Annotated in this window: 23 protein-coding genes; 10 read left to right on the top strand and 13 right to left on the bottom strand. The window is 66.0% G+C overall.

The window, feature by feature from the left end:
- Positions 1 to 7: 7 nt before the first annotated feature.
- Positions 8 to 2,212 (bottom strand): RelA/SpoT family protein, encoded by a 2,205-nt coding sequence (locus ACIQ09_RS03550; RefSeq protein WP_398306205.1) that lies wholly within the window; start codon positions 2,210 to 2,212, stop codon positions 8 to 10.
- Between the two features lie 124 nt (positions 2,213 to 2,336).
- Here ACIQ09_RS03550 and ACIQ09_RS03545 point away from each other — a divergent pair, with 124 nt between their 5' ends.
- From ACIQ09_RS03545 to ACIQ09_RS03535, 3 genes are all read left to right on the top strand, one after another.
- Positions 2,337 to 3,140: a zinc-dependent peptidase gene (locus ACIQ09_RS03545; RefSeq protein ID WP_398306202.1), complete on the top strand. Its 804-nt coding sequence runs from the start codon at positions 2,337 to 2,339 to the stop codon at positions 3,138 to 3,140.
- A gap of 70 nt (positions 3,141 to 3,210) precedes the next feature.
- Complete coding sequence (locus ACIQ09_RS03540) at positions 3,211 to 3,651, top strand: host attachment protein (protein ID WP_398306199.1); 441 nt, start codon at positions 3,211 to 3,213, stop codon at positions 3,649 to 3,651.
- 206 nt (positions 3,652 to 3,857) lie between these two features.
- A complete protein-coding gene (locus tag ACIQ09_RS03535; RefSeq protein WP_398306196.1) occupies positions 3,858 to 4,697 on the top strand; it encodes a hypothetical protein in 840 nt (279 codons plus the stop codon).
- Positions 4,698 to 4,771: 74 nt separating this feature from the next.
- On the opposite strand, the gene ispF is transcribed toward ACIQ09_RS03535, so the two are convergent.
- On the bottom strand, positions 4,772 to 5,257 hold the full coding sequence (gene ispF, locus ACIQ09_RS03530) for a 2-C-methyl-D-erythritol 2,4-cyclodiphosphate synthase (RefSeq protein WP_398306193.1): 486 nt from the start codon (positions 5,255 to 5,257) through the stop codon (positions 4,772 to 4,774).
- 2 nt (positions 5,258 to 5,259) lie between these two features.
- Positions 5,260 to 5,961: a 2-C-methyl-D-erythritol 4-phosphate cytidylyltransferase gene (gene ispD, locus ACIQ09_RS03525; RefSeq protein WP_398306190.1), complete on the bottom strand. Its 702-nt coding sequence runs from the start codon at positions 5,959 to 5,961 to the stop codon at positions 5,260 to 5,262.
- A gap of 72 nt (positions 5,962 to 6,033) precedes the next feature.
- Between ispD and ACIQ09_RS03520 the strand changes: the two genes are divergently transcribed.
- The 5 genes from ACIQ09_RS03520 (at position 6,034) to ACIQ09_RS03500 (ending at position 10,566) form a co-directional block, all read left to right on the top strand.
- Positions 6,034 to 7,302, top strand: a complete 1,269-nt coding sequence (locus tag ACIQ09_RS03520) for an MgtC/SapB family protein (RefSeq protein ID WP_398306187.1) — start codon at positions 6,034 to 6,036, stop codon at positions 7,300 to 7,302.
- A 49-nt stretch (positions 7,303 to 7,351) separates the two neighbouring features.
- Positions 7,352 to 8,170 carry an AmmeMemoRadiSam system protein B gene (gene amrB / locus ACIQ09_RS03515; RefSeq protein WP_398306184.1) on the top strand — a complete coding sequence of 273 codons (819 nt, stop codon included), beginning with the start codon at positions 7,352 to 7,354 and terminating at the stop codon, positions 8,168 to 8,170.
- Positions 8,157 to 8,720 carry an AmmeMemoRadiSam system protein A gene (gene amrA, locus ACIQ09_RS03510; protein ID WP_398306181.1) on the top strand — a complete coding sequence of 188 codons (564 nt, stop codon included), beginning with the start codon at positions 8,157 to 8,159 and terminating at the stop codon, positions 8,718 to 8,720. Before amrB ends, amrA begins: the two co-directional genes overlap by 14 nt.
- A gap of 4 nt (positions 8,721 to 8,724) precedes the next feature.
- Positions 8,725 to 9,798, top strand: a complete 1,074-nt coding sequence (amrS, locus tag ACIQ09_RS03505) for an AmmeMemoRadiSam system radical SAM enzyme (protein WP_398306178.1) — start codon at positions 8,725 to 8,727, stop codon at positions 9,796 to 9,798.
- 75 nt (positions 9,799 to 9,873) lie between these two features.
- Positions 9,874 to 10,566: a dienelactone hydrolase family protein gene (locus ACIQ09_RS03500; RefSeq protein WP_398306175.1), complete on the top strand. Its 693-nt coding sequence runs from the start codon at positions 9,874 to 9,876 to the stop codon at positions 10,564 to 10,566.
- 32 nt (positions 10,567 to 10,598) lie between these two features.
- Here ACIQ09_RS03500 and ACIQ09_RS03495 read toward each other — a convergent pair whose 3' ends face one another.
- The 3 genes from ACIQ09_RS03495 to tadA are packed head-to-tail and all read right to left on the bottom strand — an operon-like array spanning position 10,599 to position 12,006.
- Positions 10,599 to 11,039: a GNAT family N-acetyltransferase gene (locus ACIQ09_RS03495; protein ID WP_398306172.1), complete on the bottom strand. Its 441-nt coding sequence runs from the start codon at positions 11,037 to 11,039 to the stop codon at positions 10,599 to 10,601.
- Positions 11,036 to 11,515, bottom strand: coding sequence for a L,D-transpeptidase family protein (locus ACIQ09_RS03490; RefSeq protein WP_398306169.1), 480 nt, complete (start codon positions 11,513 to 11,515; stop codon positions 11,036 to 11,038). Before ACIQ09_RS03490 ends, ACIQ09_RS03495 begins: the two co-directional genes overlap by 4 nt.
- Positions 11,516 to 11,520: 5 nt before the next feature.
- Positions 11,521 to 12,006, bottom strand: a complete 486-nt coding sequence (gene tadA, locus ACIQ09_RS03485) for a tRNA adenosine(34) deaminase TadA (protein WP_398306166.1) — start codon at positions 12,004 to 12,006, stop codon at positions 11,521 to 11,523.
- A gap of 117 nt (positions 12,007 to 12,123) precedes the next feature.
- On the opposite strand from tadA, the gene ACIQ09_RS03480 reads away from it, so the two are divergent.
- A complete protein-coding gene (locus tag ACIQ09_RS03480; protein WP_398306163.1) occupies positions 12,124 to 15,345 on the top strand; it encodes a PAS domain S-box protein in 3,222 nt (1,073 codons plus the stop codon).
- A 14-nt stretch (positions 15,346 to 15,359) separates the two neighbouring features.
- On the opposite strand, the gene ACIQ09_RS03475 is transcribed toward ACIQ09_RS03480, so the two are convergent.
- The 7 genes from ACIQ09_RS03475 to ACIQ09_RS03445 all read right to left on the bottom strand — a co-directional run bounded on the left by ACIQ09_RS03475 (position 15,360) and on the right by ACIQ09_RS03445 (position 19,942).
- Complete coding sequence (locus tag ACIQ09_RS03475) at positions 15,360 to 15,854, bottom strand: TPM domain-containing protein (RefSeq protein ID WP_398306160.1); 495 nt, start codon at positions 15,852 to 15,854, stop codon at positions 15,360 to 15,362.
- Between the two features lie 5 nt (positions 15,855 to 15,859).
- Positions 15,860 to 16,747, bottom strand: a complete 888-nt coding sequence (locus ACIQ09_RS03470) for a TPM domain-containing protein (protein ID WP_398306157.1) — start codon at positions 16,745 to 16,747, stop codon at positions 15,860 to 15,862.
- Positions 16,748 to 16,756: 9 nt separating this feature from the next.
- A complete protein-coding gene (locus tag ACIQ09_RS03465; RefSeq protein WP_398306154.1) occupies positions 16,757 to 17,380 on the bottom strand; it encodes a LemA family protein in 624 nt (207 codons plus the stop codon).
- 138 nt (positions 17,381 to 17,518) lie between these two features.
- Positions 17,519 to 18,361 carry a uracil-DNA glycosylase gene (locus tag ACIQ09_RS03460; protein ID WP_398306151.1) on the bottom strand — a complete coding sequence of 281 codons (843 nt, stop codon included), beginning with the start codon at positions 18,359 to 18,361 and terminating at the stop codon, positions 17,519 to 17,521.
- A gap of 10 nt (positions 18,362 to 18,371) precedes the next feature.
- The gene (gene rimI / locus ACIQ09_RS03455) at positions 18,372 to 18,824 is read right to left on the bottom strand and encodes a ribosomal protein S18-alanine N-acetyltransferase (protein ID WP_398306148.1); all 453 of its coding nucleotides are present in this window, start codon (positions 18,822 to 18,824) and stop codon (positions 18,372 to 18,374) included.
- A 46-nt stretch (positions 18,825 to 18,870) separates the two neighbouring features.
- The gene (gene tsaB, locus ACIQ09_RS03450) at positions 18,871 to 19,563 is read right to left on the bottom strand and encodes a tRNA (adenosine(37)-N6)-threonylcarbamoyltransferase complex dimerization subunit type 1 TsaB (protein WP_398306145.1); all 693 of its coding nucleotides are present in this window, start codon (positions 19,561 to 19,563) and stop codon (positions 18,871 to 18,873) included.
- 58 nt (positions 19,564 to 19,621) lie between these two features.
- Positions 19,622 to 19,942, bottom strand: a complete 321-nt coding sequence (locus ACIQ09_RS03445; RefSeq protein ID WP_398306142.1) for a hypothetical protein — start codon at positions 19,940 to 19,942, stop codon at positions 19,622 to 19,624.
- A gap of 191 nt (positions 19,943 to 20,133) precedes the next feature.
- Here ACIQ09_RS03445 and ompR point away from each other — a divergent pair, with 191 nt between their 5' ends.
- The gene (gene ompR / locus ACIQ09_RS03440) at positions 20,134 to 20,862 is read left to right on the top strand and encodes a two-component system response regulator OmpR (protein ID WP_398306139.1); all 729 of its coding nucleotides are present in this window, start codon (positions 20,134 to 20,136) and stop codon (positions 20,860 to 20,862) included.
- Positions 20,863 to 20,871: the final 9 nt, after the last annotated feature.

Raw genomic sequence — 20,871 nt, 5'->3', positions numbered from 1 at the left:
CCGGGCCTCAGCCGCGCTCGACGTCGGTGACGCCCTTGACTTCGCGGATCAGGGTCAGGGCGCGCTGGATCAGGTGCACACCCTGCACTTCGAGGGTGAAGCGCATGCGCGCCGCGCCCTTGCGGCTCAGGGTGTTGACCGCGATCACGTTCAGCTTCTCCCGCGACAGGACTTCGGAGATATCGCGCAGCAGACCCTGGCGGTCCATGGCATGCACCAGCACGTCCACCGGGAAGACGGCATCCTTGGGCGTGGCCACCCCACCCCACTGGGCGCTGATCAGCCGTTCGGGATGGGAGCGCACGAGCTGCTGAAAATCACGGCACTCGACCCGATGGATGGAGACGCCGCGCCCGCGGGTCACGTAGCCCTGGATGGCATCCGGTGGCGCCGGCTTGCAGCAGCGCCCCAGGGAAGTCATCAGCTTGCCCACGCCGACGATCAGGATGGTGTCACCTGCGTCACCCGGGTGGCTCTGCCCGATGATGACCTCGGGCGTCTCGGACGGCGCATCGACGGAGTCGGCCCCCCGCAGGGCAATCTGGATGGCCCGCGGCCCCACCTCACCACGGCCGGCGGCGATGAACAGGGCGTCCGGCCCCTTGAAACCAAGGCGTGTCGCCAGGTCGTCGAGATTGACCTGACCATGGCCCTCGCGTTGAATCTCACGGGTCAGCACACTGCGCCCGCGCACCAGCAGCTCTTCCTCTTCGAGGGCGCTGAAATACTGCTTGATCTTCTGGCGGGCTCGCGGCGTGGCCACGTAGCTCTGGTGGGCGTTGAGCCAGTCACGGGACGGGCCGCCCTCCTTGGTGGACATGATCTCCACCGTCTGGCCGCTTTCCAGGGGGGTGTTGAGGGTCACCAATTGACCATTGACCTTGGCGCCGCGGCAGCGGTGGCCGAGATCGGTATGCACCCGGTAGGCAAAGTCGATGGGCGTCGCGCCGCGGGGCAGATCGATCACCCGCCCCTGGGGCGTGAGCACGTAGATGGTGTCATCCAGCGAGGCGCGCTTGAACTGTTCCAGCCAGTCGGCCGAATCGGTGACCTCGTCACGCCACGACAGCAGGCTGCGCAGCAGGGCGATCTTCTCGTCGTAGTCGCCGCTGGAGGGCCCGCTGCCTTCCTTGTAACGCCAGTGAGCAGCCACCCCGAGCTCGGCGTGGTTGTGCATATCGTGGGTGCGGATCTGCACCTCCAGGGCCCGACCATCACCGGCATACACGGCGGTGTGCAGGGACTGGTAGTTGTTGCCCTTGGGCATCGAGATGTAGTCGTCGAACTCCTTGGGGATCGGGGTCCAGATCTGGTGCACGATGCCAAGCACGGCGTAGCAGTCCTTCACCTCGGCCACCAGCACGCGCAGGGCGCGCACATCGTAGATCTGCGAGAAATCCAGCCGCTTGGCGCGCATCTTGTTGTAGATGCTGTAGATGTGTTTGGGTCGACCATAAACCTCGGCCGTCACCCCGATGGCCTGCACCTCGCTCTTGAGGCGCGCCACCGCATCGACGATGAACTGCTCGCGCTCCACCCGGCGCTCGTCGAGCATGCGGGCGATGCGCTTGTAGGTCTCCGGCTCCAGAAAGCGGAAGGAGAGATCCTCCAGCTCCCACTTGAGTTGCCAGATGCCCAGCCGGTTGGCCAGGGGGGCGTAGATGTCGAGGCTCTCGCGGGCGATGGACTCGCGGGTGCGGCCCGGGTGGTCGGTGAAATAGCGCAGGGTCTGGGTGCGGGACGCCACCCGCAGCAGCACCACTCGGATGTCCTCGACCATGGCCAGCAGCATCTTGCGCAGCACTTCGCTCTGGGCACGGATCTCGGGTGCGCTGGCAGTGGTGGTCATGCGGGTGATGACACGCAGGCCGTTGAGGCGACGCAAGCCATCCACCAGTCGGGCCACGCTGTCACCGTAACGGGTAACGATTTCCTCGTTAGGGTGGTCGAGCACGTCACCCACCGCAAAGCACAGGGCCGCGATGCGGGTGTCCGCGTCGAGGCGCAGGGATGCCGCAATCAGCGCCGTGCCGAGGGCATGCTGCCACACCTGCTCCTGGGTGCCGAGAGTACGGCTTTCATAGATGGGCTGGACCCAGGCAAGGGCATCGCCAACGCGGCGGGCATCGTCGGGCAGCAGGCCCTCACACAGCAACTCGGCTGAGGACAACGAGGACACGGACTGGGATATCGAATGAGTAACGGCGACCATGCCGGCATTATCCTATAGGCTGAGCAGTGAAAGTTTGATCTTGATCGCCCCGCCGGTGATGTCAGGTGCGCCACTCCGACCCCACGCCGGCCATTTCAGTTTCATCGACACCTCTCCCGAGCCCATGTTTTCCGCCTTTCGCCGCTGGCGACGCCAGCGCGCCGCCGACCGCCACACGATATCGCCCGAGCAGTGGAGCGCCGTCGAGAGCAGCCTGCCCTTTCTCGACTACCTGCCGCCGGAAGACCGCCCGCGCCTGCGCCGCATGGCCCTCGAGTTCCTCGCCGACAAGCAGGTGCATGGGGCCGAGGGAGTGATCATCACCGACACCCTCCTCCTCTCCATCGCCCTGCAGGCCTGCCTGCCGGTGCTGAACATCGGGCTGGACGCCTACGCCGACTGGGTGGGCATCATCGTGTACCCGGGCGACTTCGTGATCCCCCGCAGCGTCATCGACGAGGACGGCGTCGTGCACGAGTACAACGACGAGGTGCTCGGCGAGGCCTGGGAAGGCGGTCCGGTGTTGCTGTCGTGGTTCGAGGGCGAAAACCCCTTCGATGGCATCAATGTGGTGATTCACGAATTTGCCCACAAACTCGACATGGGCAACGGCGAAGTGGATGGCTACCCGCGGCTGCCCGCCCATCTCTCCGCCAGCGCCTGGGCGCGGGCCTTCCAGCCTGCCTACGACGACTTCTGCAGCCGGGTGGACCAGGGCGAGGACACCGCCCTCGACCCCTACGGGGCCGAGCATCCTGCCGAGTTCTTTGCCGTGATGAGCGAGGCCTTCTTTGAAACCCCCGGCCTCCTAAAATCCGAGTACCCCGCTGTTTACGAACAGCTTTCCGGCTACTTCGGACAAGACCCGGCCGTGGGTGAAGCCCGCCTCGGGCGGGCCGCACCGGGGGATCAGACAAGCTCCCTTTGATTTGCCCAGCGGGGCTGTCTACATTGCTTAGGCCGCTCCGGCATTCATGACAGAAAGTGGAGAGCAACTCATGGTCATCACCTGGATTCTTGTCGCCAACGCGAGTCTTGCCCGTCTGTACGCCAACCTGGGGCCCAAGAAAGGCCTGCAGCTGGTGAAGGAGATCGCTCACCCCGAAAGCCGCATGAAAAACGCCGACCTGGCCTCCGACCGGGCCGGACAGATGCAGGCCGCAGGCAGCGGCCACGGTGCCCGGGAACAAGCCACCCCACCCAAGCAGAACGCCGCACGGGCCTTTGCCCAGATGCTGGCCAAGGAGCTTTACATGGGCCGCAGCCACAACAAGTTCGGCCGCGCCATTCTCATCGCCCCACCCGCCTTCATGGGCATGCTCAACGCCACCCTGGACCGCCCCACCGCCCAGCTGGTCACCGACCGCTTCGAGAAGGACTACACCAAATCCCCCGAGCCCGCCCTGTGCGGGCGCCTGGAGCAGTGCCTGTTCGTCTGACCTCCCCGCGGCTCCCCCGCGCCCATCCGCCGTCCTGACGGCGTTGACCGGCCCGAGGGGTACACCGCGCTTGCAGGCAGCTGTGACCGGGGTCGCAACTGCCTGCTCTTTTGCCCCTACCCACGCACCATCCGTGAGGAAGTGCCGCCGCCCGACGGCCGCGGGCTCCTATTCTCGCCACCATTCCATCCAGATTGGTGTGCCCCATGAAAACTACATCCCTCGCCGGCCTCGCCCTTGCCCTGGTCACCACGGTCATCGCCCTTCCCGCTCATGCAGATCCGCTGACCATCGACGGCAACTTTGCCGACTGGGGTGTCAGGAACAATGGCAGCGTCGCAGGGTGGACGCCGAACAACGGCGTGCTGTACACGGTGGAAGACCAGAGCAATGCCAACGGCGGCTACCTGAGCCCCGGCTGGGGCGGCCAGGCCTACGACGCCGAAGCCCTTTACCTGACCTGGTACACCCGCACCGACGGCCAGACCTACCTGGCCCTGGGCCTGATCACCGGTCACGACCCGAGCACTCCCAACGGCAGCAACAGCTACGGCCGCGGCGACTTCGCCATCGACTTCGGCCGTGACGGCAGCTTTGAATTCGGCGTTCTCACTGCCAACCGCAGCAGCACCCTGCTGCAGGGCGACGTGGTGAGCACCACCAATGCCGACTGGGCCACCGGCCTGTGGAGCGCCCCCGGCGTCTACGACCCCGCCAACTCCACCTACCTCACCAAGGTCAACACCGGCACCGATGTGGGCAATGCCGACATGGTCATCTCCAACAGCTTCGGCAACATGGGTACGCTGGGTGGAAATCACTGGTTCTACGAGCTGGAGATCCCGGTATCCGTATTTGGCAACCACTGGGTCGGCAGCAACCCCTCCGAGAGCTTTGACGTGCAATGGACGATGCTCTGCGCCAACGACATCATCATCATCGATCCGCCCGCTGCCACGGTGGCCGAACCGGCCTCCCTGGCCCTGGTCCTCGGAGCCTTCGGTCTCGCCGGCGTGGCCCGGCGGCGCAGGCCCGTGAGTCAGTAAGCAGAAAGCACGAAGCCGGCAATTGCCGGCTTCGTCGCATGCGGATCACGCCTTCTGCAGCTCTGCCCTCAGGCTTACACCCACGCCATCAGCGCCACGGCCTGGGCGGCGATGCCCTCGCCGCGGCCGGTGAAACCCAGCTTCTCGGTGGTCTTGCCCTTGATGTTGACGGCAGCCGGATCAATGCCCAGATCGGCCGCGATGTTGGCCACCATGGCCGGCACGTGGGGCAGGATGCGCGGCGCCCGGGCAATCACCGTGGCGTCCACATTCACCGTCACCCAACCGGCCGCACGGGCCGCCGCCGCCGCTTCACGCAGCAACACCCGGGAGTCTGCCCCCTCGAAACGCGGATCGGTATCCGGGAAATGCCGGCCGATGTCTCCCAGCCCTGCGGCACCCAGCAGCGCATCGGTGATGGTGTGGAGCAGCACGTCGGCGTCGGAATGCCCGAGCAGGCCCTTGGCAAAGGGAATCGTCACGCCGCCGATGATCAGCGGGCGACCGGGAACCAGGGCATGAACATCAAACCCCTGGCCGATACGAAACGGAACGTGCATCTTCAAGCCTCGCGGTGCTGGAGAATCCACTCGGCCAGGTGCAGGTCGAGGGGGAAAGTGACTTTCAGGTTGGTGGGGTCGCCCCTGACCAGGCGCGGGCGCAGGCCCATGGCCTCAATGGCGCTGGCCTCGTCGGTCACCTGGCGCGCGGTTTCGAGGGCCCGCTTGAGCATCACGTAACGGAACATCTGCGGCGTCTGGGCCTGCCACAGGCCCTCCCGCGGCACCGTACCGGCGATATGGTGGGTGCTGTCCTCGCGCTTCAGGGTATCGGCCACCGGCACGGCCAGAATGCCGCCCACCTCGTCATGCATCAGCTCGCGCACCAGCCCCTCGATATGCCAGGGCGCCAGGCACGGCCGGGCGGCGTCATGGACGAGGATCCAGTCGCCCTCCGAGGCGTCATCGGCAATGGCCCGCAGGCCATTGAGCACGCTGTCGGCACGGGACGCACCACCGCAGAACAGCGGCACCAGGCGGTCGCCGAACGAAGTCCAGTCGTGGCGGTCCCACTCCTGGTCACCGACCGAGAGCACAACGTAAACGCGGTCGATCACCGGCGACTCGCACAAAACCGCCAGGGTATGGCGGATCAGGGGCTCGCCGAGAAGGGAAAGATATTGTTTGGGTTGCTCGCTGCGCATCCGGCTGCCGCTCCCGGCTGCGGGCACAATGGCGAAGCAACGTGTCGTAGGGGTTCGCATCCGCGCAATTCTACTCAATGTCCCCTCGCCTTCTGCCGCTGATTGTGTCTTCCTGCCTCCTGAAAGCACGCCATGCTCTTCTCGCTGCCCTTTGAACCCCGCCAGCTGGAAGCCCTCGCGCTGGCCACCGCCATCGGACTGCTCATGGGCCTGGAGCGGGAGCGGCGCCCCGCGGCCCTGGCCGGCGTGCGCACCTTCGGGCTGACCGGGCTGCTCGGCGCCATCGCCGCCCTGCTCACCGAACAGCTGGCCACCCCGGCCCTGCTGATCGCAGGCTTCGCCCTGGTGGCGCTGATGATCATCGCCGCCAACTTCCGCCAGCCCGAGCCCAATGATCCTGGCACCACCTCGGTGATCGCCCTGCTGGTGTGCTACACCCTCGGTGCCATGGTGTGGCTGGGCCACGGCCGGCTGGCCGTGATGGCGGCGGTGGGCTCCACCATGCTGCTTTACTTCAAGTCCGAGTTGCGGGGCGTGGCATCGCGCCTGACGCCCCAGGATTGGCGCTCCATCCTGCAGTTCTCGGTGCTGTCACTGATCGTGCTGCCCATCCTGCCCAACCGGGGCTTCGGCCCCTACGAGGCCATCAACCCCCACCAAGTGTGGCTGATGATCGTGCTCATCTCGGGCGTCAGCCTGGCGGGCTACATGGCCCTGCGCCTGGTCGGTGCACGCTATGGGGCGCCCCTGCTGGGCCTGCTCGGCGGGCTGGTGTCGAGCACGGCGACGACCATGGTGTTCGCCCGTCACGCCCGCGAAAACCCGGCCATGACCGCGACCGCCAGCCTGGTGATCCTGCTCGCCAACCTGATCATGGTGGTGCGCATCCTGGCCATCGCCGGCGCCCTGTCGGCCCCGGTGGTGCCCCTGCTGGCCACCGGCTGCGCCCTGGCGGTGCTGCTCGGTGCCGTCATGCTGGCCCGTGACTGGCGGCAACTCGCCGGCAAGGACGCCCTGCCCATCCCGGAGACCCGCAACCCGACCGAACTCCGCGCAGCCATCGGCTTTGGCCTGCTTTACGCGGCCGTGCTCCTGTGCGCGGCCTGGCTGTCGGACATCGCCGGGCGTGGCGGGCTCTACCTGCTGGCCCTGGCCTCCGGCCTGACCGACGTGGACGCCATCACCCTGTCCACCCTGCGCCTGCACACGGTGGGCAAAGTGGAGACGCTGCCGGCAGCCGTCGCCATCCTTCTGGCCATGCTCGCCAACCTGGCGTTCAAGTCCGGGCTGGCCTTCACCCTTGGCGGCAGCGCTCTTGGCTGGCGGGTGCTCGGCGGCATGCTCGCGGTGGGCGCCGGCCTCGGCGGTGGCATCGCATGGCTGCTGCAGTCCTCCCTATAATGGAGAGCAGGGGGTGTCCCCGTTCAAGACATAAGGACAGAAGGAAACCATGGCTCATGCGTCCCAACGCCTGCCGGCGGTAGCCGGGTTGTTTTACCCGGCAGACTCCCACAGTCTCCACGCCCAGGTTGCCGGCTTCCTGTCAGCGGCGATGCCGGCTGAAGTGGTCGATTCACCCAAGGCCCTGATCGTGCCCCACGCCGGCTACATCTATTCCGGGGCCGTGGCGGCCTGCGCCTACGCCGAACTCCTGCAGCGCCGCGAGACCATCCGGCGGGTGCTGGTCCTCTGTCCGACCCATCGGGTAGCGGTGCGCGGCATGGCCCTGCCCGCCGCCCAGACCTTCATCACCCCCCTCGGGGCCGTGGCGGTGGACCGGGAAGCCTGGCTGCGGGCGCGGGAGATGCCCGGGGTGATCGTGGACGACCGCCCCCACGCCGAAGAACATGGCATTGAAGTGCAATTGCCCTTCCTTCAGAGCACCCTCCACCACTTCGAAATCCTGCCCCTTGCGGTCGGTCAGGTGGACACCCATCTGGTTGCCGCCCTGCTCGAAGCCCTGTGGGGCGGCCCCGAGACGCTGATCGTGATCAGCTCCGACCTGTCCCACTACCACCCTTACCGTCAGGCCCAGTGTCGTGACAAGGCCACCGTCGCCCAGATCCGCCAGCTCGACCCCACCCTCGACGGTGAGCAGGCCTGTGGCGCAGCGGCCATCAACGGCCTGCTGCTGGCCGCCCCCCGTCACCAACTCGCACCCCATGTGCTCGATCTGCGCAACTCCGGAGACACCGCCGGCGACCGCGACCGGGTCGTGGGCTACGCAGCCATTGCCTTTGCCGAGAACATCGACCATGCCCGCCACTGATGCCCTGGGGCAGGCCCTGCTGGCCCAGGCCCGCCAGGCCATTGCCACCGCCCTCGACCAGCCGGCTCCCGCGGCCCCCGAGCACCCCCAGCTCACCGAACGCGGCGCCTGCTTCGTCACCCTGACCCTCGACGGCACCCTCCGGGGCTGTATCGGCAGCCTCAACGCCCATCGTCCACTGGGCGAGGACGTGCGCGAGAACGCCGTTGCTGCCGCCCTGCGCGACCCGCGCTTTCCTCCCCTGGCCGTAGCCGAACTCCCGCGTGTGGCAGTGGAGGTGTCCGTGCTCGGCGAACCCGAATTTATCGACTTCCACGACGAGGCCGACGCCCTGAGCCAGCTGGTGCCGGGCCGGGACGGCGTGATCTTCTTCAACGGTTGCCAGAAGGCGACCTTCCTGCCCCAGGTGTGGGAGCAGTTGCCCGACCGACGCAGCTTCATGGCGGCCCTCAAGCAGAAGGCCCGGCTGCCGGCGGATTTCTGGGGCCCCAACGTGATGCTGGCGCGCTACCAGGTGCGCAAGTGGAAAGAGGGTCCCAGCGGAAGCTAAGGCCATGGACGCCCACCCCGCCCGCTACTGGCATTTCCTCGACGACGGTCGCCTCCAGTGCGACCTTTGCCCGCGGGACTGCCGCCTCCACGAGGGCCAGCGGGGAGCCTGTTTCGTGCGTCAACGGGTCGGTGCCGGGATGGTGCTGACCACCTACGGGCGCAGCTCGGGTTTCTGCATCGACCCCATCGAAAAAAAGCCCCTCAATCACTTCTACCCGGGCAGCAGCGTACTGTCCTTCGGTACCGCGGGCTGCAACCTGGCCTGCAAGTTCTGCCAGAACTGGGATATCTCCAAGAGCCGCAACATGGACCGGCTGATGGATGCCGCAGCACCCGACGAGATTGCCCGGGCCGCCGCCCACCACGGCTGCCGCAGCGTAGCCTTCACCTACAATGACCCGGTGATCTTTGCCGAATACGCCATCGACACCGCCCTGGCCTGCCGGGAACTGGGCATCGCCAGCGTCGCCGTCACCGCCGGCTACATGCACCCGGCCCCGCGCCGGGATTTCTACGCGGTGATGGACGCCGCCAACGTGGACCTGAAAGCCTTCACCGAAGACTTCTACATACACCAGACCGGCGCCCATCTTGCCCCGGTTCTCGACACCCTTCTATATCTCCGCCACGAAACCGAGGTGTGGTTCGAGATCACCACCCTGCTGATTCCCGGCCTCAACGACAGCGACAGCGAACTTGCCGCTCTGTCCCGCTGGATCTGCGACGAACTGGGCCCCGACGTGCCCCTGCACTTCACCGCCTTTCACCCGGATTACAAGCTCGACACCCTGCCACCCACGCCGCCGGCCACCCTCACCCGGGCCCGACGGATCGCCCGGGCGGCCGGACTGCATCACGTCTACACGGGCAACGTACATGACACCGAGGGCGGCAGCACCCGCTGCCCCTCCTGCGACAGTCTCCTGATTGAACGGGACTGGTACCGGATCCTCGCCTACCGCCTCGATGCCAGCGGCGCGTGCACGGGTTGCGGCCACAGGCTGGCCGGGCGTTTCGGCAAATTTGTCAGCGCATTCGGGGCGCGCCGTGTTCCAGTGCACATCGGCGGCCACTAGCCCCCGGCACAGCCTTGCCGTGTCCGGCGGTGCATGCGATTGTGAACGGCAGAGTACCGCCCGACTCCTTCGATCATGATGAAACTGCGCCATAGCGCCCTCAGCATTGCCGCCGGCCCCGTCTGGCTGGAAGCCCTGCTTGCCCATTCGCCGGATGCCGCCGGCCTGATCCTGATTGCCCAGAACGCGGTGGGAAACCATCGGGACTCCAGGGAAGCCCATTTCGCCCGGCGCCTGCAGGAAGCCGGCTTCGCCACCCTGCTCTTCGATCTGCTCAACCACTACGAAGAGTCCCGCGACCCGGACACCCGCTTCAACACCCCGCTGCTCGGCCAGCGCATCCGCGCCGTGTTCGAATGGCTGCGCCACCAGCCACCCCTTACCACCCTGCCCGTGGGGCTGGTGGCCAGCGGCACGGGCTGCGGTGCAGCGATCCGCGCCCTGGCTCATGAGCAGGATGCAGTGAGCGCCTTGGTATGCCGCGGCGGCCGCCCCGGGCTGGCCGGCATTTCACCCCTGCGCCAAGTAGCCTGCCCGACCCGGCAGATCGTCGGCGAGCGCGACGAAGGGCTGCCCAACATCCGCCAGGCCTACGATCTGATGACCTGCACCAAGGACTGGCGCAGCATTGCGGGCACCGATGATTTCTTCCGCGAACCGGGCGCTCTGGACGATGCGGCCACCCAGACGACCGACTGGTTCCACCGCCACCTCATCCGCACCCTCCCCGCTGCCGAAAGCAACCCCGGCAGCCCACCGGAGGCCTGAGTGCCGGGTTTGAATCGGCCCTCAGCGAACCCTCAGTCAGCCACCAGGCGCCGCTCCATGGCCTGATGGGGCAGGCCTGCCTCTTCATACTCCGACCCCACTGGCACAAAGCCGAAACGGGTATAGAAGCCCAGCGCATGGGTCTGGGCGCTGAGAGCCAGCACCGACACATGGCGCCGCCCGGCCTCGTCGATGAGTGCGCCAAGCAAGGCCGCCCCCACACCCTGGCCACGCCATTCGGCGTCCACCGCCATGCGGCCGATGTGCCCATCCGGCAGCAAGCGCCCGGTGCCCACTACGTGCTCGCCAAGCAGCGCCAGGGCGTGACAGGACAAGGGATCAAACTCGTCGAGCTCCATCTCCATCGGCACGCCCTGCTCGTCCACGAAAACCCGAAAGCGGATGGGCGCAGCACGTTCGGCGAGTTCGTCCCAGCTACCCAGCACAACTTGCACCGTCTCAGCGCCGCTCATTCCTCGATCTCCACGACCGTACCCGCTGGCACAAGATCGAAGAGTTCAGCGACATCCCGGTTGCGCATACGCACGCAACCGATGGACAGAGGAATGCCCATGGGCTCCGTATCCGGGGTACCGTGGATGTAGATGTAGCGCTGCATGCTGTCCACGGCACCGAGGCGATTGCGCCCGGGCTCGGTGCCCGACAGCCACAGAATGCGGGTCAGAATCCAGTCACGGTCCGGGGCACTGCCGGCGAGCGCCGGTGTCCATACCTCACCGGTGGGCCGGCGCCCGCGGAAGGCAGCGCCGAGGGGCGCCCCCGCCCCGATCCGGGCCCGGATGATGTGGCGCCCGCGAGGCGTACGGTAGCTGCCCTTCTCCTCCCCGGCTCCGTTGCGGGCCGTGGACACGCTGTAGCGACGTACGCAAGCGCCATCGTCGCCGAAGAGTTGCAGCGTCTGGCTGGAAATATGGATGCGGATGTACACGGCGCTCAGGCTCCCACTGCCCGTTTACGCCGGGCAGCAAAGAAATCGGACAAAATTCCGCCGCACTCGCCAGCCAACAGGCCTCCCTCGACCCGGGCGTGATGATTTAGGCGTGCCTCGGCAAAAAGATCGATTACGCTACCGGCAACCCCCGTTTTGGGGTCGTTGGCACCAAAAACGACCCGGCCGATGCGTGCGTGCATGATTGCCCCGGAACACATGGCGCATGGTTCAAGGGTGACATACAGCGTACAACCAGGAAGACGGTAGTTACCGAGGACTTCAGCAGCGCTGCGCAGGGCCATGACTTCGGCATGCGCTGTGGGATCATGCCGGAGGATGGGCTGGTTGAAGCCCCGACCGACGATGATGCCATCGGCAGAGACCACCAGGGCGCCAACAGGTACTTCGCCACAGCGGCCTGCCTCGTGGGCAAGCTCAATGGCGGCCCGCATGAAGAACATGTCCTGCTCTGGGCTCGGAAGATTCATGGTGATGTACGGAATGTTATTTCACAGGTTCGTCTAGGGATTTTAAAGCAGCATCGTGGAAAAACCCGGTACAACGACAACAGACACGCCCCCGGCAGGGCCGGTCCGATGAGCTCCATGCCGAGTTCCGGCTCCGGTACGCGGTCGGTGGATACCCGGTCGCTCCAGCGCATCACGCCTGCTGCACGGGTGGCGGGAGTCTATCTTCTGGTTGCCCTGACGATGGTGATCGGAGGGAGCCTGATGACCGGCAACAAAGACGCCTCTCTGGTCCTCACTACCCCCTGGCTCCTGCTGTTCATTGCCGCGTCAGCCCTGTTCGTATTCCTCGCCCTGAGCCGTATCAACGCTGACGCGACAGCAGCCGCTACGCCAGCCTCGGACGACGACTACCGGGCACTCTTCGACGCCAGCCCCGACCCCCAATGGCTCTACGACGTAGACAGCGGCCTTGTACAGGCAGCCAACGCCGCCGCCGCCCGGCTCTACGGCCTCTCGCCCGAGACATTGACGGGACTGCGCGCAGACACCCTGCTCAGCCCATTGCCGCTACCTTCGGCAGATCCCATGCTGCTCACCCATCAACCCGCAGGTGGCCTGGCGGTGGAGCTCGAAACCCGCATTCACGAACAGCGCTTCGCCAGCCGCAGCTGCCGCCTGGTGACAGTCCATCAGCAGAGCCGCCAATTGCGCGCCGAATCGCGCTTCGCCGAAGCCCTGGCCAAGGTCCAGCACATCCTGTACCGCTTCGACCCGGTCCATGAATGCTATGACTACATCTCGGCCAAGGCAGAAGACTGGCTCGAAACGCCGATAGACATCCTGTGTGCCCCGGGCGGCTGGCAACATTTTGCCCGTCGCACCACCTCGGAAGATCTTGGTCGGGTATGGGCTGCCATCGGCGATGCCCTCAAGACCCCAGGGGATGATCCCGTCGAGATCAGCGTCGAATACCAGCTCAACTCATGCTCCGGCCACCTGTGGATACACGATTCGATGACCCTGCTCCGCCATCCCGACGGCAGCTTGCGCGCCATCATCGGCGCCGCTTCGGATCAGACAGCCCAGCGCGCCACGCGGGAATATCTCGGCGTGACCCTACGCAGCATCGGCGATGCGGTGATTGCCACCGCCGAAGACAGCCGGATCACCCTGATGAACCCGGTGGCCGAAGCCCTCACCGGCTGGTCCGAGGACGAGGCCCGCGGCCAGCCCTTGGCCAAGGTCTTCCGGATCATCAGTGAGGACACTGGTGAGCCGATGGAAAGCCCGACCGACAAAGTCATGCGTGAGGGCAGAAGGGTCGGGCTGGCCAACCATACCCTGCTGATCGACCGGGAAGGCCGCCGCCGCCCTATCGTAGAGAGCGGCGCGCCCATCATGATGGCATCCCACACGACGCCCCTCGGGGTCGTGCTGGTGTTCCGGGACCAATCCGAAGAGCGAAGCATCGCTCGCACCGTCGCCGATCAGCAGGCCCGTTACAGGGCGCTCGTCGAGAACGCACCGGTCGGGATTTTCCACTTCACCTCCGACCTGCTTGTCAGCTACTGCAACAGCCGGCTGGCCGACTTCTTCAAGTCCACCCCTGACCAGCTGGCCGGCATGGACCTGCACTCCCTTGGTGATCAGGCCATCCTGTCGGTACTCCGCAAGGCCCTGCTGGGCCAACGGGGCGCCTACGACGGCCCCTTCGTATCACCCCTGTCCACCGACATGCAGATTCTGTCGATCCGGGTTGCACCCGAGTACAACGCGGCCGGCAAGGTTTTCGGCGGAGTGGGCATCGTCGAGGACCGCACCGCCTTCCTGGAAGCAGAGGAGCAGCTACGCGACACCCGGGAACGCTATGTGCTTGCTCAGCGGGGCACCAATGAAGGCCTCTGGGACTGGGACCCGAAGACCCGCTACCTTTATCTCTCCGCCCGCCTGCTGTCCCTCCTCGGGCTGCACAGTGACACCCTGCGCACCACCGGCGAGGAATGGCTGAAACTGATCCATCCGGACGACCGGCCACGCTACCGGGCCGACTTCGTCGCCCACCTGCGCGGAGAAACCGAACACTTCGAGTCCGAGTACCGCATCGCCGACAAGGATGGCAAGTTCCATTGGGTGCTGGCCCGCGGCCTCGCCCATCGCAACCAGCAGGGGCGAGCCGTGCGCGTCGTCGGTTCCATCGGCGACATCACCGCCCGCAAGCTGGCAGAGGAGCAGCTCAAGGCCGAGCGCGACTTCTCCCGCGGTCTCATCGACAGCCTGCCGGCCCCCTTCTTCCTGTTCGACCAGAATGGTCATCTGCTGCTGTGGAACCGCTTTGTCAGCGAGCTGACCGGGCTGGCCGATGACATCCTGCTGCATGCCGAAGCCCAGAGCCTCGTGATTCCCGAACAGGAACCCCTGATGGCCCACCGCATCGAGACGGCGCTGATCTCCGGAGAAGCCTCGGCCGAGGTCATGCTCCGGCGCAATGGCGGCGAGCCGGTGCCTTTCCTGGTTGTGGGCCGCCGGGTCATCCTCGACGGCAAGCCCCACATTGTCGGCGTGGGCACCGACCTGACCGAACGCAAGTTTGCCGAGCGGGCAATCAAACGCCTCAACACCGAGCTGGAACGGCGCGTAGCCGAGCGGACCTCCCAGCTCAGCGCCGCCCTGAGCGAACTGGAATCCTTCAGCTATTCGGTCTCCCACGACCTGCGCGCACCGCTGCGCGCGATCGAGGGCTACAGCGCCATCCTGGGCTCTGATTACGGTGACAAACTCGACGACGAAGCCAAGGAGCTGCTGCGCCGGGTGCGTGCCGCGGTACACCGCATGGGCCAACTGATCGACGACCTGCTGACCCTGTCACGGGTCAGCCGCAAGGAGCTGGAACGCCGCCCGGTGGACCTCTCCCACCTCGCCCAGGTGATCTGCGATGAACTGCGCCAGCAAGAGCCCGAGCGGGAAGTCAGCGTACGCATCGCTCCCCGGCTGCAAGTCGAGGGCGATCCCAGCCTGATGCGCACGGTGCTGGAGAACCTGCTCGGCAACGCCTGGAAATTCACCGGCCGGGTCGAACACCCGAGCATCGAATTCGACTGTGCCCGCCACGAGGACGTGGACGCATTCATGATCCGGGACAACGGCGCGGGCTTTGACATGCGCTACCGGGAAAATCTCTTCCGCCCCTTCCAGCGCCTCCACTCCGATCGGGAGTTTCCCGGAACCGGGATCGGCCTGGCGACGGTTGCACGTATCGTCCGTCGCCATGGCGGCGAGGTATGGGCCGAGGGAGAAGTTGGCAAGGGAGCCGCACTCTATTTCAGCATCGGCCAGCCACCCGTGCAGAACGTCAACTGACTTCCGGTATGGCGCTAGCGCAGCAGAACCGGGCGATCTGACAGTTCGTTGGGGTTTTTTAGCCGGGCAGGAAAGTGCTTTGCCAACAGATCACCCACTGCTTTGACGGCGTCCACCGCCCCCTGCTCGAATCTCTCATCCCGGAAGGCAGTTTCCATGCGACGGCAGATGCCATCCCATTCAGCTTGGGTAACCCGTGCGGTGATGCCCCTGTCGGCCACGATCTCGACCCGATGATCGAGCCACTGGACATACACCAGAACACCGGTGTTCTCCTCCGTGTCCCACACCCGAAGCTGTGAGAAAACCTCGACAGCCCGCTCTCGGGCTGAAGCCCCCGAGCGCAGATCGGCAAAATCCAGACCCGCCTCCACAGCAAAGCGAAGCTCGCCCCGGTGACGGGCTTCCGAGGCTTTGACTGCCTGTTCGATGGTAGCCAGCACCTGCGCCGAAAAAACCCGATCAAGAACCCAGGCCGGCGTGAGCAGGTGACGCAGGATGCGCAGCATGGACATCACCACCCCCCCGAGGCGCCGCCGCCGCCAAATCCGCCCCCTCCGCCGGACCAGCCGCCACCTCCGCCGCCCCGCCCGAAACCGCCCCCCCCCATTCCGCCTCCGATCCACGGGCCGCCGACCCCGCGCGTTCCGCCACCTGCGCCCATGGCCAACACAAACACGAAAGCCAGCAGGCCTCCCACCACGCCGATCGCCAGCATCCCGGACAGAGTCCATGCGCCAAACCCGACGATACCCGAGGCCAGGCCCGCACCGAGCAGGCGACCAAAAATGGCCCGCAGCACGCCACCTACCACAATGGTGCCGATGATCCCGAGCACCAGCAGCTCTTCGAAACCGGCTTCCTGCCCTGCGTTGGCAGCCGTCGGGGGCGGCAAGGCCTCACCGGAAATACGGGCCGCAATGGCCTCAACCCCGGCCTCGATGCCGCCGGCAAAATCGCCACCCCGCAGATGCGGCGCCACCACATCGGCAACGATGCGCTTGGCGATGGCGTCAGGCACGGCCCCTTCCAGGCCACGCCCCACCTCGATACGCATTCGGCGATCATCCCGGGCGATCAGAAACAGGATCCCGTCATCAACCCCCTGGCGCCCCAGTCGCCAGGCCTCGGCCACACGCAGGGCGTAAGACTCGACCGCCTCCGGCTTGGTGGTGGCCACGACGAGCACGGCCACCTGGGCGCCCTTGTCCTTCTCGAGGGCGACCAGACGCGCTTCCAGGGCCTCGCGACGGGCCTCAGGCAACAGCCCGAGGGTGTCGGTGACATGGGCCGACAGAGTCGGAAGCGGCTGTAATTCCTGGGCGTGGAGCGCCCCGACCAGGCTGCACAGCAGCACCAGGAGCACGCGCAGAAGTACGGTAAGGCCCATGGCCAGGGGCACGGCTATGTCTTATTGCGCCTTGGTCGGCGCGGCTGCCGGAGCGGGCGCGCCAAAATTGACCTTGGGCGGCTCGCTGATGGCCTGCTCGTTCTCCACCGTAAAGTTGGCCTTGGCCTTGGCCCCGATGACCATGGCGGTCAGGTTGTTGGGGAAGGTGCGCACCGAAATGTTGTAGTCCTGGACGGCCTTGATGTAGCGATTGCGGGCAACGGTGATGCGGTTCTCAGTACCCTCGAGCTGGGCCTGGAGGTCACGGAAGTTGGCGTCGGCCTTGAGGTTGGGGTAGTTCTCGGACACCACCAGCAGGCGGGACAAGGCACCGGACAGCTCGCCCTGGGCCTTCTGGAAACGGGCCATGGCCTCCGGATCATTGACAAGTTCGGGGGTCACCTTCATGCCGGCCACATTGGCACGCGCTTCGGTCACACGGGTCAGCACTTCCTTCTCATGGGCGGCATAGCCCTGCACCACCTGCACCAGGTTCGGGATCAGGTCGGCACGTCGCTTGTACTGGTTAAGCACCTCCGACCAGGAGGCGTTGATCTGCTCATCGTTGATCTGGATCTGGTTGTATCCGCAACCGGAAAGCAGGAAGACCGACAGGAGCAGGGACAGAAAATGCTTGATGGACATGGAGCACGCCCTCGTAGAGGAGAAATCGGGTTGAAGCCCGCGGTCAGCCAACCCGGGGCAAGGTCGGGGCCATTCTAGCGGCGCCCGGGGCAGACGCGGGCTTTGCCACCCCACGTATTGAAATCTTGCACTTCCGGTTCAGGAAGCCTTCAGGCCAACCATGGTCCGGCGGGCAAAGCAGAGATCTTCCCAAGCCTTGGCCTTGTCCTGCAGATTGCGCAATAGATAGGCTGGATGGTAGGTCACGACCACCGGAATGTCATTGTGGGAGAAGAGTTTGCCACGGGAGGCGGCGATGCGGACCTCTTCATTGAGCAGGGCCTGGGCCGCCGGTCGCCCCAGGGCAATGATCAGGCGGGGCCGGATCAGGGCAATCTGGCGCTGTAGATAGGGGAAGCAGGCTGTCAGCTCGGCGGCCTCTGGCGTGCGGTTGTTGGGCGGGCGGCATTTGACGGCATTGGCAATGTACACATCTTCGCCGCGCTTCAGGTCGATGCTCGCCAGCATGGCATCAAGCAGACGCCCGGCCTGGCCGACAAAGGGCTCGCCACGCTCATCCTCTTCCGCCCCCGGCCCCTCACCGACAAACAGCCAGTCGGCCTGACGGTCTCCCACCCCGGGAACAGCCTGCTTGCGCCGCTTGCACAGGCCGCAGGCCTCGCAGTCGCGGATGCGCGCCTCCAGGGTCTCCCAGTCCAGTCCGGACACCGCGTCGCCCACATCGGAACGCGGCACGGGCAGCGCCGGCGCAAGGGCCTCAATGGCAGCCTGCTGCATGCCCTCCCGCAGATCGGGCCGCACGCGGCGCGGCTCGGGTACGGGCATGCGCTCGAGAGCCGGCACGGCCTCGGCTTGCCTCGTGGCAGGCTCCGGCGGCACTGCGACCAGAGCAGGCGCTGCCTCCAGCGGCTCGCTGCCGCGCAGGCGCCACAAGGGCCCCAGCCCCATCTCGCGCAGGATCGCATCACGCCGCAGGCTCATTCCATGCACCTCACAGCGGCAACCTCATAACCAGCGCGTCCTCGCGACCGTTGGCAGCCGGGTAGTAGCCCTTGCGCCGACCGATGGTTGCAAAGCCGGCCTTCTCGTACAGCGCAAGGGCCGGTGCGTTGGAGGGACGCACCTCCAGGAACATCTGCCGCCCTCCCGCAGCCCGGGCCACGGACCCCAGGTGATCGAGCAGGCGACGCCCCAGGCCGAAGCCCTGGCGCGCCTTGCAGATACTGATGTTCAGGATGTGAGCCTCGTCCAGCACCATCATCAGCACCGCGTAGCCGGCGCGCTCCCCGCTCTCGAACAGGGTCCAGCAACCATATCCGGCAACGATGGAATCGGCGAAGTTCTGTGCCGACCAGGGAAAAGGATAAAGCTCTCGGTCCTGGGCCGCGATCCATTCCAGATCGGCGGTCTCCATGGGCACGAAATCCAGGGCAAGGACACTCACCGTACCACTCCCGGTATCACTGCTGCCCCCGCGATGGTCCACACGATCACGCCTTGCCTCCGCGGGCCAGGCGCTCGGCGGTCGTCAGGGCAACCTTGTCGCGCACGTACAGCGGTGCGGCCAAGGCCGGGTCCACCACTTCGCCACGAAGAAATCGCTTCGCCGCCAAACGCGCGATGCTGGAGGCGAGGGGCACCGGCGCCTCATCAAACCCATCCAGACGCGCCCCGAGTCCCGGCACCAGAGTCCCCTGATAGGCCCGGAAGGCCGTTCCGAAGCCGAACCACGTCCCCTCCGGCGGCAGGCGCACCTCCGAAGGTGTGGCGCAGGCCGGCGCCATCACCTCCTCCAGCCCCGCAGGCGTACGCCGGTAGGCGGCAAAATAGACTTCCGACATGCGCGCATCGGCGGCCACGAAAACCGCCCCTTCACGGCACTGACTGGCCAGGGCCTCAAGGTTGCCGACGGGGATCACCGGCTTGCCGAGGCCCAGGGCCAGGCCCTGGGCAACACCGCACGCGAGGCGCAGACCGGTGAACGCACCTGGCCCGGCACCAAAGGCGATTGCGTCAAGCTGGGCCAGGGCCACACCACAACTTTCCAGCAGGGCGACAACTTCGGGGAGAAGGGTTTCCGAGTGGCCTGGACGACCGACAACCGGACGTTCGGTCAGGACGTCTCCGTCAAGCAGGGCCACGGAGCCGGAATCGGTAGATGTTTCGAGGGCAAGAATCTTCATAGCGGCCGCATTCTACCGCCCTCCGGGCCTGCGGTCCTTGCGGGCAGAGGCTCAGGCCTCAATCGGGGCGGCGCGGCGGATTGCCGTAGACATCGCGACCGGCCTCGTGCACATCGCGGCGTAACTGGCGACGCTCCTCCGGCGACCAGCGACGGGGGTTGCGCTCATCCAGCTCACCACGACGCGCCGGCTCGGCGGCAAAAGCGGGGATCTGGCGGACGGGGCGATCCTGGGGCGCCGCATACTGACGCAGAAAGGGCGTGAGACGCTCACCCTGATCAGCGATGGCACTGCCCGCAACCAGCGAAGACAGAAGCACAACCACCCCGATGGGCAGGCCGTGACGAATCCATTTCGGTGAATCTATCCCGTGGCGCATAGTCCCTATCCTAACCCGGACCGGCGTTTTTCGGCATCCCCACCCGGCCCTGAATTGATTCTGGCAGCCCGCGTGTGACTTGGAATCCGCCTTTGTAAGAATATGTTAGACCCCCACAAGGACTTACGTTTGCTTACCCGACCAGTACGGCCGGCCTAGCCGGGCGGGCGGTGAGCCGTTAGGATTGGGCCATGGAAAAAGAAACCTATCGCGTTCTCGTCGTCGATGACGACCTTCGCCTGCGTGACCTGCTCAAGCGTTATCTCGGCGAGCAGGGCTTCAACGTCAAGGTGGTCAATGACGCCGCCCAGATGGATCGGGCCATTCTGCGTGAACACTTCGACCTGATGGTGCTCGACCTGATGCTGCCCGGGGAAGATGGCCTGTCGATCTGCCGGCGCCTGCGGGGCACTGGCAACCAGATCCCCATCGTGATGCTGACGGCCAAGGGCGACGACGTGGACCGCATCATTGGCCTGGAAATGGGGGCCGACGACTACCTGCCGAAACCTTTCAACCCCCGTGAGCTGGTGGCCCGCATCCATGCCGTGCTACGCCGTCAGCCCCAGACGCCGCCCGGCGCGCCGGTTGCCGATGACGAGGATGTGAGCTTCGGCCAGATCGTCGTGCAACTGGGCAACCGCATCCTGATCCGCAATGGCGAGGAAACTCTCCTCACCACGGGTGAATTCGCGCTGCTCAAGGTTCTGCTGCAGCACCCGCGCCAGCCCCTCTCCCGCGACCGCCTGATGGAACTGGCCCGAGGCCGGGAATACGACGTTTTCGACCGCTCCATCGACGTGCAGATCTCGCGCCTGCGCAAGCTGATTGAAGAAGATCCCGGCAAGCCCCGCTACATCCAGACCGTGTGGGGTTTTGGCTACGTCTTCATACCGGACGGCAACAAGCACACCCCCTGACCCCGCCCC

Source organism: Zoogloea sp. (assembly GCF_044344315.1).
Taxonomy (GTDB): domain Bacteria; phylum Pseudomonadota; class Gammaproteobacteria; order Burkholderiales; family Rhodocyclaceae; genus Zoogloea.
This window is presented reverse-complemented; position numbering and strand designations above follow the sequence as displayed.